General features: G+C 58.3%; 19 protein-coding genes. 4 read left to right on the plus strand and 15 right to left on the minus strand.

The window, feature by feature from the left end:
• Positions 1 to 153: 153 nt before the first annotated feature.
• The 11 genes from infA to rpsH form a co-directional block, all read right to left on the minus strand.
• A complete protein-coding gene (gene infA / locus HMPREF2888_RS05835) occupies positions 154 to 372 on the minus strand; it encodes a translation initiation factor IF-1 (protein WP_004566852.1) in 219 nt (72 codons plus the stop codon).
• A gap of 266 nt (positions 373 to 638) precedes the next feature.
• A complete protein-coding gene (locus HMPREF2888_RS05840) occupies positions 639 to 1,475 on the minus strand; it encodes a L,D-transpeptidase (RefSeq protein WP_070456904.1) in 837 nt (278 codons plus the stop codon).
• A gap of 72 nt (positions 1,476 to 1,547) precedes the next feature.
• Complete coding sequence (gene map, locus HMPREF2888_RS05845; protein WP_061920561.1) at positions 1,548 to 2,342, minus strand: type I methionyl aminopeptidase; 795 nt, start codon at positions 2,340 to 2,342, stop codon at positions 1,548 to 1,550.
• 6 nt (positions 2,343 to 2,348) lie between these two features.
• Positions 2,349 to 2,894 carry an adenylate kinase gene (locus tag HMPREF2888_RS05850; protein WP_061920557.1) on the minus strand — a complete coding sequence of 182 codons (546 nt, stop codon included), beginning with the start codon at positions 2,892 to 2,894 and terminating at the stop codon, positions 2,349 to 2,351.
• Positions 2,894 to 4,219: a preprotein translocase subunit SecY gene (gene secY, locus HMPREF2888_RS05855; RefSeq protein ID WP_061920555.1), complete on the minus strand. Its 1,326-nt coding sequence runs from the start codon at positions 4,217 to 4,219 to the stop codon at positions 2,894 to 2,896. Before secY ends, HMPREF2888_RS05850 begins: the two co-directional genes overlap by 1 nt.
• A gap of 247 nt (positions 4,220 to 4,466) precedes the next feature.
• The gene (gene rplO, locus HMPREF2888_RS05860; RefSeq protein ID WP_061920553.1) at positions 4,467 to 4,916 is read right to left on the minus strand and encodes a 50S ribosomal protein L15; all 450 of its coding nucleotides are present in this window, start codon (positions 4,914 to 4,916) and stop codon (positions 4,467 to 4,469) included.
• Between the two features lie 3 nt (positions 4,917 to 4,919).
• The gene (gene rpmD, locus HMPREF2888_RS05865) at positions 4,920 to 5,105 is read right to left on the minus strand and encodes a 50S ribosomal protein L30 (protein ID WP_061920551.1); all 186 of its coding nucleotides are present in this window, start codon (positions 5,103 to 5,105) and stop codon (positions 4,920 to 4,922) included.
• Positions 5,106 to 5,108: 3 nt separating this feature from the next.
• Positions 5,109 to 5,735, minus strand: a complete 627-nt coding sequence (rpsE, locus tag HMPREF2888_RS05870) for a 30S ribosomal protein S5 (RefSeq protein ID WP_005527787.1) — start codon at positions 5,733 to 5,735, stop codon at positions 5,109 to 5,111.
• 40 nt (positions 5,736 to 5,775) lie between these two features.
• Positions 5,776 to 6,177, minus strand: a complete 402-nt coding sequence (rplR, locus tag HMPREF2888_RS05875; RefSeq protein WP_061920549.1) for a 50S ribosomal protein L18 — start codon at positions 6,175 to 6,177, stop codon at positions 5,776 to 5,778.
• Positions 6,178 to 6,180: 3 nt separating this feature from the next.
• On the minus strand, positions 6,181 to 6,717 hold the full coding sequence (gene rplF, locus HMPREF2888_RS05880; RefSeq protein ID WP_061920547.1) for a 50S ribosomal protein L6: 537 nt from the start codon (positions 6,715 to 6,717) through the stop codon (positions 6,181 to 6,183).
• Between the two features lie 14 nt (positions 6,718 to 6,731).
• Positions 6,732 to 7,115, minus strand: coding sequence for a 30S ribosomal protein S8 (gene rpsH / locus HMPREF2888_RS05885; RefSeq protein WP_070518506.1), 384 nt, complete (start codon positions 7,113 to 7,115; stop codon positions 6,732 to 6,734).
• Positions 7,116 to 7,468: 353 nt separating this feature from the next.
• On the opposite strand from rpsH, the gene HMPREF2888_RS05890 reads away from it, so the two are divergent.
• From HMPREF2888_RS05890 to HMPREF2888_RS05900, 3 genes are read left to right on the plus strand one after another with little or no spacing between them, the layout of a single operon-like run.
• A complete protein-coding gene (locus HMPREF2888_RS05890; RefSeq protein WP_061920542.1) occupies positions 7,469 to 7,714 on the plus strand; it encodes a DUF6457 domain-containing protein in 246 nt (81 codons plus the stop codon).
• Positions 7,714 to 8,556 (plus strand): formate dehydrogenase accessory sulfurtransferase FdhD, encoded by an 843-nt coding sequence (gene fdhD / locus HMPREF2888_RS05895; protein WP_061920540.1) that lies wholly within the window; start codon positions 7,714 to 7,716, stop codon positions 8,554 to 8,556. The genes HMPREF2888_RS05890 and fdhD overlap by 1 nt, the downstream gene beginning before the upstream one ends.
• Positions 8,553 to 9,305, plus strand: coding sequence for a B3/B4 domain-containing protein (locus HMPREF2888_RS05900; RefSeq protein ID WP_061920538.1), 753 nt, complete (start codon positions 8,553 to 8,555; stop codon positions 9,303 to 9,305). The genes fdhD and HMPREF2888_RS05900 overlap by 4 nt, the downstream gene beginning before the upstream one ends.
• Here the strand turns inward: HMPREF2888_RS05900 and HMPREF2888_RS05905 are convergent.
• A complete protein-coding gene (locus tag HMPREF2888_RS05905) occupies positions 9,302 to 10,087 on the minus strand; it encodes a formate/nitrite transporter family protein (protein ID WP_070518508.1) in 786 nt (261 codons plus the stop codon). The two genes, HMPREF2888_RS05900 and HMPREF2888_RS05905, sit on opposite strands and share 4 nt — an antisense overlap.
• Before the next feature lie 194 nt (positions 10,088 to 10,281).
• Between HMPREF2888_RS05905 and HMPREF2888_RS13090 the strand changes: the two genes are divergently transcribed.
• On the plus strand, positions 10,282 to 11,295 hold the full coding sequence (locus HMPREF2888_RS13090; protein ID WP_246815041.1) for a sortase family protein: 1,014 nt from the start codon (positions 10,282 to 10,284) through the stop codon (positions 11,293 to 11,295).
• Between the two features lie 57 nt (positions 11,296 to 11,352).
• Here the strand turns inward: HMPREF2888_RS13090 and rplE are convergent, their stop codons facing one another.
• From rplE to rplN, 3 genes are read right to left on the minus strand one after another with little or no spacing between them, the layout of a single operon-like run.
• Positions 11,353 to 11,904: a 50S ribosomal protein L5 gene (gene rplE / locus HMPREF2888_RS05915; RefSeq protein WP_046646792.1), complete on the minus strand. Its 552-nt coding sequence runs from the start codon at positions 11,902 to 11,904 to the stop codon at positions 11,353 to 11,355.
• Positions 11,905 to 11,906: 2 nt separating this feature from the next.
• Complete coding sequence (gene rplX / locus HMPREF2888_RS05920; protein WP_005527724.1) at positions 11,907 to 12,221, minus strand: 50S ribosomal protein L24; 315 nt, start codon at positions 12,219 to 12,221, stop codon at positions 11,907 to 11,909.
• 4 nt (positions 12,222 to 12,225) lie between these two features.
• Positions 12,226 to 12,594, minus strand: a complete 369-nt coding sequence (rplN, locus tag HMPREF2888_RS05925; protein WP_061920530.1) for a 50S ribosomal protein L14 — start codon at positions 12,592 to 12,594, stop codon at positions 12,226 to 12,228.
• Positions 12,595 to 12,880: the final 286 nt, after the last annotated feature.

A 12,880-nucleotide genomic window follows, 5' to 3' on the forward strand; every position in this document is an offset into this window, starting at 1 on the left:
GGTTTTCTCCCTATCCGCCCCGCTCCATGCAGCACTTCGCCCGGGCCGATGCCGGATCTGTGGGCTACTTACCAGTGCGGGCTCAGGCCATCGCAGCCTGAGGTGGGCTAGACATAGCGCCGCTATGTCAGAGGGTAAGGAGGCTTACAGTGTTTACTTGTAGCGGTAGACGATGCGTCCGCGGGTTAGGTCATAAGGGGACAGCTCTACAACCACGCGATCCTCTGGGAGGATGCGAATGTAGTGCTGACGCATCTTGCCAGAAATGTGTGCAAGAACTTTGTGTCCGTTGTCGAGCTCGACGCGGAACATTGCGTTTGGCAAAGGCTCGATAATACGACCCTCGACCTCGATTGCGCCTTCCTTAGCCATAACCTCTACTTTTCTAGGTGACTTCAAGTGAGTGTCACCTGCATGTTTGGTGTCTACTGCTTGGCGACGTCGCGGTAAATAAGACCGCAAACATACACCAGCGCTTTAGCATACGCTGCGTGCGAGCAATAAACAAACTCCTCTACCTGCGCACTCTTAGAGACACGCGCCAAAGCGGCAATAAAGCAAAAATTCTCCCCGGGGAATTATCTTCCACGGGGAGAATTCTCTTTGAAAGAGATTAAAAGCGTCTGCGCTTTGGATGCTTAGTAGATGAAAACCTTGGAGCCGACTGGCACATCGTTCCAGAAGCGAACAGCATCCTGATGCGACAGGTGGATGCAGCCGTTGGACTCGTAAGCCGGGGAACCCTCGTGGAAGGCGTGGCCGGAGTTGGTGAAGTACATGGAGTAAGGCATCGGCGCGTTACCGAACTCGCGGGAGATCTCGTCTTTGATCTTGCGGTTGATGTAGAAAGTGCCGCGCGGGGTTTCCTGACCTGCCATGCCAGCAGACATCGCAGATGCTACGTAAGAAACGTTGCCGTTGTCCTGCAGCCAGGTGCGCTTGCCGTTCAGGTCAACGCAGACGCGTGCATCCGCCGGGCAAGGGCCGCGGTCAAACTCGTTGCGCTTGCGCTGTGCTTCGGCCTCACGTGCAGCCGCCTCAGCCGCAGCATGTTCGCGTGCAACCTGCTCTGCGTGCGCACGCTCCTGCGCCTCACGTGCCGCACGTGCTTCCGCGTTCTTTTGGTCAATCAGGCCTGGGAAGATAGCGTTGACTGCAGCGTCAACAGCCGGCTGAATAGCATCTGCCGCAGCAGGGTTTAAAACCTTGACCTGATCGAGAATCTGATTACGCGTGTTCCAAGCCTGCTCGCGGGACTGACCGACGAAGTTATCGATCTGTGCGCGGGCGTCCGCGGTCAGGGCATCAATCTGTGCCTGCGCATCGGAGCTCATGGACTCGATGGAAGGAACGGTCTGTGCGGAAGCAGCTGGGGCGCCTGCCAAGACGGAGACGGTCATGACGCCGGCGGTCATAGGGGCAACTAGGGCACGACGTGCCTTAGAGGACACGTTGCGGGGGCGAAGTTTAGACATGGCAACGAGTATAGACCCTCACGTGGAATCCGCATACTCGACGCGACCCCAGTCCTCCCCCGTGATTTTCAGCTAATAGCGACGAGTAAGGATTCGCGGGCCGTTAGCGGTCGCGGCTACGGTGTGTTCCCAGTGAGCGGCGAGGCTGCCGTCAAGGGTGACCACAGTCCAATCGTCGTCAAGCACGGCGTTATCTTCCGTACCCAGGGTAAGCATCGGCTCAATCGCGAGAACGGAACCTTCTTGAATGAGCGGACCGCGGCCCGGCTTTCCTTCGTTCGCGAGATAAGGTTCTTCGTGCATGGTGTGGCCAATGCCGTGGCCGCCGTAGCCATCCACAATGAAAAGATCAACGCCGAACTTATCTTCAGCGCGGTAGGTTGCTTGCTCAAGAGCGTGCGAAACATCCGTCAAGCGGTTGCCCGGGACCATCGCCTTGAGCCCTTCAGCCAAAACCCATGCCGTGGCGTCGTTAAGCGCGGTTGCTTCGGGGGCCAGCTTGCCCACGCCGAAGGTCCACGCGCTGTCTCCTACCCAACCGTCGAGCGTTGCGCCGCAGTCGATGGAGACCAAGTCACCTTCCGCCAACACGATGTCTTTGCCCGGAATGCCGTGCACGATGACATCGTTGACGGAGGCACATATGGAACCCGGGAAGCCCTCGTATCCCTTGAAGGTAGGGGTAGCGCCCAAGTCCCTGATTGTTTGCTCGGCTACTTCATCGAGCTCGAGCGTAGATACGCCAGACGCCGCAGCGGCGCGCACGGCTTGCAATGCTTTGCCGACGATTTCTCCGGCGGCCTGCATCGCGTCCAGTTCACCTGGGGTGCGTGCGGGAATGGTTTTGCTGCGGCGTCTAAATCCCATGGCGTATTACTTGCCCATAGCCTTCAGGGTACGCTCGTTGATTTCCTCAACGGTGCCCTCAGCCTTGACGTTGATGATTTCATCGCCGTAGTGCTGGATGAGCGGGAAAGTCTCGTCGCGGTAGACGCCGAGTCGGGTGCGGATGGTCTCCTCGTTGTCATCAGCGCGGCCACGGGCCAGCATGCGCTCGACGACGACGTCCTCGGAAACCTCGAAGTTGATAACTCCGTCGAGCTTGACGCCCTTCTTCTCGAGCAGCTCGGCCAGAATGCCAGCCTGCTCCACGGTGCGTGGGAAGCCGTCCAGCAGGAAGCCGTTTGCAGCGTCGTCCTGGTTAAGGCGATCTTCAACCATGCGCGCGGTGACGTCGGTCGGAACGAGCTTGCCGGCATCAATGTAGGACTTTGCCTCAACGCCCAGCGGGGTACCCTCACCAATGTTGGCGCGGAACAGGTCACCGGTGGAGATGTGCGGAACAGACAGCTTCTCGCTCAGGATTGCTGCTTGGGTGCCTTTGCCGGCACCGGGAGGGCCGAGGAGTACGTAACGCATTACTTGAGAAGTCCTTCGTAGTTGGATTGTAGGAGCTGGGACTCAATCTGCTTGACGGTAGTCAGAGCAACCGAGACCATAATCAGAATAGCGGTACCGCCGAAAGCGGAGGTGCCGTTTGCGGAAGAATGGCCAACGCCGAGATCCAGCAGGATATTCGGCAGAATAGCGATCAACGCAAGGTATAGGGAGCCTACGAACAGCAGACGGTTCATTACGAAGCCGAGGTACTGTGCGGTTGGGCGGCCCGGACGAATACCCGGGATGAAACCACCATACTTCTTCATGTTGTCTGCCTGCTCGGCAGGGTCATACTGCACCGAGACATAGAAGTAAGAGAAGAAGATGGTCAGCACGAAGTACAAGACGATGTACTGCCAGGAGCTCGGGGACTGCAGGTGCGCAATCACGTTACGCTGCCACCAGTTATCCGGCACGTTACCGGAACCAGAGTTAACGATCTGGGTGATAAGCACCGGCATATAGATTAGCGAGGACGCAAAGATAACCGGGATAACGCCGGCCTGGTTGACCTTCAGCGGCAGGTAGGTGGAGGAGCCACCGTACTGGCGGCGACCAACCATGCGCTTTGCGTACTGTACTGGGATGCGGCGCTGGCCCTGCTCGATAAAGGTAATGCCAACGACCAACACGATAAGACCCGCGGCGACCATGGCGAAGACCAGACCGCCGTTGTTCTGCATGATGCCCACGCCGTCGGTTGGCAAGCGCGTTGCAATGCCGGCGAAGATCATCAGGGACATGCCGTTGCCGATGCCCTTTTCAGTAATGAGCTCGCCCATCCACATAACGAGGATGGCGCCCGCGGTCATGGTGATGACCAGAACGATAAGGGTAAAGAAGTTACGGTCTTCAGCCAGAACCGGAACGCCCTGGCCCAGCAGCTGCTCGCGGTCCGCCAGGGCCACGATGCCGGAAGACTGCAGCAACGCCAGCGCGAGCGTGAGGTAACGCGTGTACTGCGTCATCTTGGCCTGACCGGACTGGCCTTCCTTCTTCAGCTGCTCAAAGTGCGGGATGACAACGGTCAGCAGCTGGACGATGATCGAAGCCGTAATATACGGCATGATGCCGATGGCGAAGATAGACAACTGCAAAAGCGCGCCACCTGAAAACAGGTTAATCACGGAATACAGATTGCCGGACTCCTCCGTCAGAGAACGCAAACGACCGGAGATCGAAGCGTAATCAACGCCCGGGGATGGAATCTGGGCGCCAATGCGGTAAGCAATAATCATCAAGATAGTGAAGATGATCTTCTTACGCAGGTCGGCGTCCTTAAAAGCCTGCAAAATGGCGGACACTACAAAATCCTCCTGGCCTTCCGGCGCTATCAACATTTAAGGGAAAATAGGTGACAACGCTCGGAGGTGGAACTCATCTGTCCCCTAACATGGGGAAGGTTGAACACTTATGACCATGCAAGCCTACCAGCCACGCGCTATTTAGCCACATTTAAGGTAAGGATTGCCAGCCAACTAATAAGGAAAGCGCCCGCCTCCCGATCACTCGGGAAAGCGGGCGCTTTAATGCTTTAAGTAACGCAGTTGATTACTTGGTTGCGGTGGCGGTGCCGCCAGCAGCCTCAATCTTCTCAACAGCGGACTTAGAGAACTTGTCAGCGGTGACATTCAGCTTGACGTTGATGTCGCCGTTGCCCAGAACCTTGACCGGCTGGTTCTTACGAACCAGGCCTGCGGAGACGAGATCTGCAACGGTGACGTCGCCACCGTTAGCGAATGCCTCTGCGAGGTCTGCAACGTTGACTACTTGGTACTCAACGTGGTTCGGGTTCTTGAAGCCCTTCAGCTTCGGCAGACGCATGTGGATCGGCATCTGGCCACCCTCGAAAGCAGCGGAAACCTGCTTACGAGCCTTGGTGCCCTTGGTACCGCGACCAGCGGTCTTACCCTTGGAAGCCTCACCGCGGCCGACGCGGGTCTTAGGCTTGTTTGCTCCTGCGGATGGGCGCAGGTCGTGCAGCTTGATGATATCAGCCATGGTTTACTCCCCTGCCACTTCTTCGACGGTGACCAAGTGGCGTACCTTCTGAACCATGCCGCGGATGATCGGGGTGTCCTGCTTTACAACAGACTGGCCGATCTTCTTGAGGCCGAGAGCCTCAATGTTCTTGCGGTGATTCGGCTTGGTACCCACCAGGCCCTTTACCTGAGTAATCTTCAGAGCCATTGCTTATGCCTCCTGACCTGCGCGCTTACGCAGCATCTGGGCCGGAGCAACCTCTTCGAGGGACTTGCCACGACGTGCGGCAACCTCTTCAGGGCGAACCAGCTGCTTGAGGCCGTCCACGGTAGCGCGGACGACGTTGAGGGCGTTGTCGGAGCCGAGGGACTTCGACAGAATGTCCTGCACACCAGCGCACTCGAGCACCGGACGTGCAGCACCACCGGCAATAACACCGGTACCAGGTGCGGCAGGCTTCATCATGACGATGCCAGCTGCGTCGCGACCCTCGACCGGGTGGGTGATGGTGCCGGCGATCATCGGGACGCGGAAGAAGTTCTTGCGAGCCTCTTCTGCACCCTTCTGAATTGCGGCAGGGACTTCCTTAGCCTTGCCGTAGCCAACGCCAACCATGCCCTGGCCATCGCCTACGACGACGAGAGCGGTAAAGGACATGTTGCGGCCACCCTTAACGGTCTTGGAGACGCGATTGATGGTGACTACGCGCTCGATGTACTTATCGCGCTCGTTGTCCTGCTGATTACGACGATCGTTGCGACGACCGCCATTGTTGCGGTCGTTATTACGACCGTTCTCGGCGGAGCGTCCGCCGTCACGCTTTTCACGGTCCGACATTAGGCGTTCCTTCCGTTGATGTTTCCGTTTGCCATGATCATTAGAACTTCAGACCACCTTCACGAGCTGCCTCTGCGAGAGCGGCAACGCGACCGTGGTACTTGTAGCCAGCACGGTCGAAGACAACTGCCTCGATGCCAGCAGCCTTGGCGCGCTCAGCGATCAAGGCGCCAACCTTTGCGGCCTTTGCCTTCTTGTCGCCCTCGAGCGCACGAACGTCAGCTTCCATGGAGGAAGCTGCGACCAAGGTGTGGCCAGCCAGGTCGTCGATGACCTGGACGTGCATGTGGCGGGAAGAGCGGTGAACGACCAGACGCGGTGCCTCAGGGGTGCCGCGCAGGGTCTTACGGATGCGGAAGTGACGGCGTGCGCGTGCTTCGCGACGGCGGGAGGAGATGTCCTTGCCGATTGGGGTGCGCTTTGCGTTTTCAGTGTTAGCCATTGCTTACTTACCCGTCTTTCCGACCTTGCGGCGGACCTGCTCGCCTTCGTAACGAATGCCCTTGCCCTTGTAAGGATCGTCCTTACGCAGGCGGCGAATGTTAGCGGCGACCTGTCCGACCTTTTGCTTGTCAATACCAGATACGGAGAGCTTGGTTGCGCCATCCACAGCGAAGGTGATGCCCTCCGGAGCCTTGATGAGGATCGGGTGGGAGTAACCCAGAGAAAACTCGAGGTCGCTACCCTTCTGCTGAACACGGTAGCCGACACCGAAGATTTCCATCTTGATGGTGTAGCCCTCGGTCACGCCAATAACTGCGTTGTTGACGAGAGAGCGAGACAGGCCGTGCAGAGCGCGGTTCTTGCGGTCATCATCTGGACGGGAAACCGTGATTACGGAATCCTCGACTGCGATGGTGATTGGCTCTGGCAGAACGACGGTCTGGGTACCCTTGGAACCCTTAACCTCGACCTCCTGGCCGTTTACCTTGATTTCAACGCCGGATGGTACGGCGATTGGTGCTAGACCGATACGAGACATGTGTCAATCCTCCCTTACCAGACGTAGGCGAGAACTTCTCCGCCTACGCCCTTCTCCTGAGCCTGACGGTCGGTCAGCAGACCCTGAGACGTGGAGATGATAGCCACGCCCAGGCCGCCAAGGACCTTCGGCAGATTGGTGGACTTTGCGTACACACGCAGACCCGGCTTAGACACGCGACGCAGACCAGAGATGGAGCGCTCACGGTTGTTGTACTTGAGGGTGAGCTCGAGCTCGCAGCCCTCAACGGAGTAGTCAGCGATGTAGCCTTCCTGCTTCAAGATGTCGGCGATGTTTGCCTTGATCTTGGAGGTCGGCATCGACACGGTGTCGTGGTGCGCATGGCTTGCGTTGCGCACGCGCGACAGCATGTCGGCGATAGGATCAGTCATGGTCATGTGAGTGACCGTTACCTTTCTCGTTGCGGTTCCCGTACCCACCAAAGCGTTTTCCGTGTGATTTCGGGCTACTCACGCTCCTCACGGTCAATACCGTAAGGCGCTCGCCACCCTTTGATACATACAACGGGCCGCCGAAAACGGCGGGGGGCCTACAACAAAGTTGATGATGTTCAGTTCTTGATTCAGGCTCTACGTTTCTGCAGCTTGTAGGGCTAGATTTCATTTGCCATCTGGGCACACTACAGCCTCGACGTGAGTCCGAACTGCAACACTACCCGCTAACCTGCAGTTTTCCAAATCTTTTTTAGCGTCGAAGCTGCATGTCACTCTCGAGGACTAGAGTGGCCGTCATGACTGCAGAAAATGACCCTATCCACTCCGCCCACCAGTGGTTGGAGGAAGCGGCAGAACTAATCGGCGTCGACAAGCAAGATGCCACTGCCTTGACCCGTGAGCTGCTCGACCTTACCCGCGACGTCGCACACAGCACCTCGCGCCCGGCCGCTCCCCTGACGGCATATTTGGTTGGGTTGGCCTCGCGGGACTCGGACGAGGCGCGCGCGAACATCGCCAAACTGCGGACGGAGCTGAACTAGTGGCGGGCCGGGCAACAAAGTCCTTTGCTGTTACCAAGGTTCACTTGGATGGCACGGAGGTAACCCAGGTGGATACCCGCGCCGACATCGTCACTGGCGAGGAGCCGCTGGAGATTCGTGTCGGCGGGCAGACCCTGACCACCACCATGCGCACTCCGGGCCATGATATTGAGCTAGCTCATGGCTTTTTGCATTCTGAGGGCCATATCGCCACGCTTGCCGACGTCTCCGAAGCCCGCTACTGCGCTGGTTCCACCGTGGACGGTATGAACACCTATAACCTGCTGGATATCGATCTGGCCCAGAAGAATGTCATTGGGCTAAAAGATCTGCGGCTTACGCTCACCAACTCCGCGTGCGGCGTATGCGGCACCAGCTCCATCGAGGATTTAAACAAGAAATCGCGCTACGCGCTCCCCAACATCCAGATTGACCCAGCCGTGGTTGCGCAGCTGCCCGAAAAGCTGCGCGCCGAGCAAAAGCTCTTCCGCAAGACCGGTGGTATCCACGCCGCCGGCGCATTCACCTTAGACGGCAAGCCCATCGTTGTGCGAGAGGACGTCGGCAGGCACAACGCAGCAGACAAGGTCATCGGGCACCTGCTCCTTGAAGATCGCCTGCCCGCAGACGACCTTATTTTGGTTATGAGCTCCCGCGCCAGCTTCGAGCTTGTACAAAAGGCAGCAATGGCCGGGTTCGGTATGCTCGTTGCTGTTAGCGCGGCATCCTCGCTCGCTGTGGAGACTGCCCGGGAGACTGGCATGGCTTTGGTAGGGTTTGCCCGCGGCGATCGTTTCAACATCTACGCAGGTGAACTCAAGCCAGGAGAACTCAAGCGATGAGCAACCACTCTTCAAAAAAGATCCGCAGTACTGGGGAACTCATCGAGTTCCTTGCTGACGCCAGCATCAGCCCCGAGGTCGCGGCCTTACGTCCCGACTACCGCGCGCTGCTCATCGCCGTCGATGGCATCACGCCTGCGCCTTCCGACGCCCACTCGGAGCAGCTCTTGCGCAACGCCGAAGACGTTGCCCGCGCACGCTTGGGCAAGTGCGCCGTCACGGACTTCCCGCACATCGCAGCATGGCGCAAGGCTTATCAAGGATTCGGTGCGAAGCCATCGCGAACCCGCAACAGCACGGAGGCGCTCATACGCCGCGCGGAAAAGGGGCTGCCTCGCATCAACCGCCTCACGGACATCTATAACTCGCTGTCCGTGACTTACGAGATCCCCTTCGGCGGCGAAGACCTGAACGCCTATGTATCCGCTCCACAGCTGGTGCGAGCTACTGGTGCTGAGAACTTCGCCACTATGGACAAAGGCGAGCCTGTAACCGAGCATCCCGAACCGGGCGAGGTGGTCTGGCTCGATGCGAACGGGGTCACATGCCGCCGCTGGAATTGGCGCCAGTGCACCCGCACGGCGCTGCACGACGACACCACTGCGGCGCTGTTCATCCTCGATGCACTGGAACCTGTCGACGACGTCGAGCTGCGCGCTGTGGGTGAAAACCTAATCGAGGAGCTCCGGGAGTATTCCTCGGAACTCGTCGTTGCAATGCGCATCCTGCGTGCAGAAGATAATGATTAGTCGCGGTAAGCCTCAGGGCCCTTGTTGAGCCAAGCGTAAACGCCACCAATGAGGAAGCCGCCGCCGATGACGTTGCCCACCCAAACCAGCGACCAGTTGGTGAGAACAGCGCCCAGGGTAAAGCCATCCGGCAGTGGGTTAGAGCAGAAGAAGGTCAGCGTCATCAAGCAGAAGTTTGCGATGACGTGCTCGAGGCTAAGGCCCACGAAGCAGGCGATGATCGGCACGATGACGAAGAACTTCGAGACGATGTCCTTGGCAAAGACAGCACCGACGATGGCCATGTTGACCACGAAGTTTGCGAGGATGCCCTCAACCAGCAGGCCGCCTGGGCCCTTTTCTAGTTTGCCCATGGACAGCGTTGCGATGAGGTGCGATGGGTCAATGTGCCCCAGCTTCGCGGAAACACCCATGGCAGCGGCGAAGAGTACGGCACCAACAAAGTTGAAGAACGTGGTGACAACGAGCAGCCAAAAGCCCTTGCCCCAGCCCACCTGTTTATTGATGGCACCGTAGACGACGTACATCATGCTGCCGGTAGCAAGCTCCGCGCCGAGGATGACGATGGCGAAAAGTCCAAGGCCGAAAAGCATGGCGAAGACTGGTGCACCCAGGCCCTTTGCGTGCTTGTCGACGGCCTGACCTACGACGGCCGCGAAACCGGTACCGATGGCGAGATAGACGCCGGCCAAGATCGCACGTACCGCGAAGCGGGCGAAGGACTCGTCGAGCAGAGTCACTTTCTTCTTGATTGCTGCTGCAGCAGATTCGTTGAGAGACACGAAGCTTCCTTTACCTAGAGTTATAACTGCGATAACACTACAGCGAAGTTCCAGGCTGCGCCAACAACTTTATACCCACCACACGTGGGTATTTTCCGCGGTTATTGTTGCTAACGCCTGCCAAGGATTAAAGTTAGTTAGAAAATTCACTTACTTTTAGAACCCACCTCCCTCACCCCCTGGAGCCGCCGCCCATGCCCCCGCGTTATCCTCACGATCTGCCAGTTCGCAGCGCAGATCACACGCACCCCCGGGCAGCCAGCACCAGCGCCAGCACACAGCGCCGCCCCATCAATAGCAGACCCATCGATACCCGCCGCGCCGGCAACGGCAACCCCGACGGCGAGCGCACCTACGTGCGGCGCACTCCCCCAACGCCAACGACGCCGAAGACACCAACATCAACAGCAGCAGCGCCGAATCCACTACCTAACCGCCAAAAGCGCAGCCCCCAACCAAAGTCGCAAAGCACGGGTGGCCGCCACCGCGCGCCAGAAACGAACACGCCGGCGCTCCATACTCGCGCGCTGGAATTGTGGTCCAGCTCGGGCAAGTTCCGTATTACGGTTGGTGTCCTTGCAAGTGCGGTCCTTGGAAGTGTGGCTCTTGCCGCCACGATGCATCACGTGGTCGATCCTCCTGAAGGACTAGAAAGCAACCAAGTCCCTGTGGCAGCTGCTCCAGTCATTGAGCCCTCCGCCGCAGTTGAGATGTTCATCCCTGCAATCGAGGTCCATGCCGAATTCGAAGATGGCTCCTGCCGCGTCAAAGACGGCGCGCTTAACCCGGAAACGATGACGGAGGCCTGCACTTATACCGCTGCGGACCGTCCGTATTCGCTGCCAGGCACTAATGCACCAGACATCACCGTCATCGCCGGACACACCGGCGCCGGCGTTCCCGGTGTCTTCAACAACCTCTACGACGGCGGCGCAAACAAGCACAAGGTCGCCCTCGGCGACAAGCTCTACCTGCGCACTGCAAACTCCGGCGACAACTGGCTGGTCTACAGCGCCACCGACATGCACGACCCAGTAAAAGAAGGCCTCGCCGAAGACACCACAATCTGGGGCGAAGGCCCCATGCCAGGCCGCCTTCTCACCATCAGCTGCATTCAGCCGCTCAACCTCCTTGAAGCCTCCGTGCGCAATGCAGTAGTGGGCTGGCAATTTGAAGGCGTCACGACCGTTACCCCACCGGCAGAGTAGGCATACAAAACGCCAAACGCCCCCACCAAAAGGTGAGGGCGAAAAGCTTAAGCCGCTTTACTTGAACGGGAAGCCGAGCTCCTTGAGGAGGCGGCGGCCTTCTTCGTCGTTGGTAGCGGTGGTGACAACGGTGATGTCCATACCACGTGGGCGGTCAACCTTGTCGATGTCGATCTCGTAGAACATGGTCTGCTCGGTGAGACCGAAGGTGTAGTTGCCGTGGCCATCGAACTGCTGATCGGACAGACCGCGGAAGTCGCGAATACGCGGCAGCGCGATGGTCAGCAGGCGGTCCAGGAACTCCCACATGCGGTCGCCACGCAGGGTGACGCGGGCGCCGATTGGCATACCCTCACGCAGCTTGAAGTTCGCGATGGACTTCTTTGCGCGACGCAGCTGCGGCTTCTGGCCGGTGATCGCGGTGAGGTCCTCGAGAGCGCCGTTGATCAGCTTGGAGTCACGTGCAGCGTCGCCAACACCCATGTTGACAACAACCTTGGTGACACCTGGGATCTGCATGACGTTGTCGTAGTTGAACTCGTCGTTCAGGGTCTTCTTGATTTCCTCGCGGTAGCGGGTCTTCAGACGCGGAGTGTAGTTCTCGCTCATGATTAGATGTCCTTCCCGTTGCTACGTGCGATGCGGACCTTCTTGCCGTTTTCATCGAAACGGTAGCCCACGCGGGTCGGATTGCCCTCGGAGTCAACGATTGCAACGTTAGAAACGTGGATCGGAGCTTCCTGGGTAACGATTCCGCCGGACTCGGCGCCACGCTCGGTAGCGGAGTTAGCAACGTGCTTCTTCACGCGGTTGACGCCCTCAACGAGGACCTTATCGCGCTTCGGGTATGCTTCGATGACCTTGCCCTTCGCGCCCTTGTCAGGACCCGAAATAACAATCACCATATCGCCCTTATGAATCTTCATAAGACTAGATCACCTCCGGTGCGAGAGAAACGATCTTCATGAACTTCTTGTCACGAAGCTCGCGAGCAACTGGGCCGAAGATACGGGTACCACGTGGCTCGTTGTCGCCCTTGAGAATGACTGCAGCATTCTCATCGAAGCGAATGTAAGAACCGTCCGGACGACGGGTCTCCTTCTTTGCACGGACGACGACAGCCTTAACGACGTCGCCTTCCTTAACGTTGCCGCCTGGGACGGCATCCTTGACAGTGGCGACGATTACGTCGCCGATGCCAGCGAAGCGTCGAACGGAGCCACCGAGAACGCGGATGCACAGAATCTCACGTGCACCAGAGTTGTCGGCGACGCGCAGACGGGATTCTTGCTGAATCACTATGGGTCTCCTGACCTGGATTGATGTGCGGTAAGATTTCCGTCCTTACCGCACGCGGTCTACAAACTTGCGATGCTCAAGCCTTGACAACGGATTACACCGAAGGGTCTCGGACCGGCGGTTCGGAAACGCACCGCTACGGGCCGACCAGCTTTTGCAACCTATACATTCAACCACACGCCAGCACCCTTACCAAAACGCTGCTCGACGGCTGTCGACGCCCCCCTACCTCCACATTTATTTTCGCCAGTACACCCGCGTACCCCTTAGCCCATTATTTCGAATG

This window comes from Corynebacterium sp. HMSC077D03, from assembly GCF_001808545.1.
Taxonomy (GTDB): domain Bacteria; phylum Actinomycetota; class Actinomycetes; order Mycobacteriales; family Mycobacteriaceae; genus Corynebacterium; species Corynebacterium simulans.

Bases quoted from the DNA above. Each gene is read 5' to 3' on its own strand.
- infA (WP_004566852.1), bottom strand. From the start codon at position 372: ATGGCTAAGGAAGGCGCAATCGAGGTCGAGGGTCGTATTATCGAGCCT.
- HMPREF2888_RS05900 (WP_061920538.1), top strand. From the start codon at position 8,553: ATGAGCAACCACTCTTCAAAAAAGATCCGCAGTACTGGGGAACTCATC.
- rpsE (WP_005527787.1), bottom strand. From the start codon at position 5,735: ATGTCGGACCGTGAAAAGCGTGACGGCGGACGCTCCGCCGAGAACGGT.
- rplF (WP_061920547.1), bottom strand. From the start codon at position 6,717: ATGTCTCGTATCGGTCTAGCACCAATCGCCGTACCATCCGGCGTTGAA.
- rplE (WP_046646792.1), bottom strand. From the start codon at position 11,904: ATGAGCGAGAACTACACTCCGCGTCTGAAGACCCGCTACCGCGAGGAA.
- rplR (WP_061920549.1), bottom strand. From the start codon at position 6,177: ATGGCTAACACTGAAAACGCAAAGCGCACCCCAATCGGCAAGGACATC.
- rplO (WP_061920553.1), bottom strand. From the start codon at position 4,916: ATGGCTGATATCATCAAGCTGCACGACCTGCGCCCATCCGCAGGAGCA.
- HMPREF2888_RS05890 (WP_061920542.1), top strand. From the start codon at position 7,469: ATGACTGCAGAAAATGACCCTATCCACTCCGCCCACCAGTGGTTGGAG.
- rpmD (WP_061920551.1), bottom strand. From the start codon at position 5,105: ATGGCTCTGAAGATTACTCAGGTAAAGGGCCTGGTGGGTACCAAGCCG.
- HMPREF2888_RS13090 (WP_246815041.1), top strand. From the start codon at position 10,282: ATGCCCCCGCGTTATCCTCACGATCTGCCAGTTCGCAGCGCAGATCAC.
- map (WP_061920561.1), bottom strand. From the start codon at position 2,342: ATGGGATTTAGACGCCGCAGCAAAACCATTCCCGCACGCACCCCAGGT.
- rplX (WP_005527724.1), bottom strand. From the start codon at position 12,221: ATGAAGATTCATAAGGGCGATATGGTGATTGTTATTTCGGGTCCTGAC.
- HMPREF2888_RS05840 (WP_070456904.1), bottom strand. From the start codon at position 1,475: ATGTCTAAACTTCGCCCCCGCAACGTGTCCTCTAAGGCACGTCGTGCC.
- HMPREF2888_RS05850 (WP_061920557.1), bottom strand. From the start codon at position 2,894: ATGCGTTACGTACTCCTCGGCCCTCCCGGTGCCGGCAAAGGCACCCAA.
- rpsH (WP_070518506.1), bottom strand. From the start codon at position 7,115: ATGACCATGACTGATCCTATCGCCGACATGCTGTCGCGCGTGCGCAAC.